The organism is Pseudomonas sp. c313, from assembly GCF_055407145.1.
Window position 1 is genome coordinate 1 of the sequence record NZ_JBUZRD010000052.1, and the last position, 500, is coordinate 500.

Genomic DNA, 500 nt, shown 5'->3' on the forward strand with positions numbered 1-500 from the left:
CTCTGGGCTCTCTGGGCTCTCTGGGCTCTCTGGGCTCTCTGGGTCGACTTGGCTTTTGGCCAAGTCGACCCAGACCTCCCCGACGCCACATTCTCGAATGGCAGAGAGATCCTGAGGCTCGGTCAGCAGGAAGCTGCCGCGCCAGAATGGGTGTCGAACCCAAGAGCCGGCGAGCTTGTGGATGTACATGCCGAGACGAAGCTCGGATACGGGAATGCGTTTTACCAACTTATTTTCCTTTCTGAGTTGGGTGGTTAGGCGTGCGCCGAGGCTGGCACCCAGCGGTAGAGCGGAGGTAAGGTCACGCCAAGATTCTTGGATCAGCCGGAACCGCCGAAATTTCCGTCAGCCGATCAACATGGCTTTGTCTCGCGCTCGGTCGATGCGTTCCTGCATCGCCTGCATGACTTCTTCGTGGGTGTACGACTTGGCGTTGGGGTCGTCGGCCTCTCGGAGAGCTTCCTCGACCTCGCGGGTCATCCGCGCATATTCTTCCGGCC

The 500-nt window shown here is 59.8% G+C and carries 1 protein-coding gene; it reads right to left on the reverse strand.

Going from position 1 to position 500, the window contains the following annotated elements; all coding sequences use genetic code 11:
* Positions 1-189, reverse strand: a 189-nt coding sequence (locus tag ACZRKZ_RS27785) for a DUF3391 domain-containing protein (protein WP_230960204.1), incomplete at its 3' end; no start/stop codon positions are given.
* Positions 190-500 lie beyond the last annotated feature (311 nt).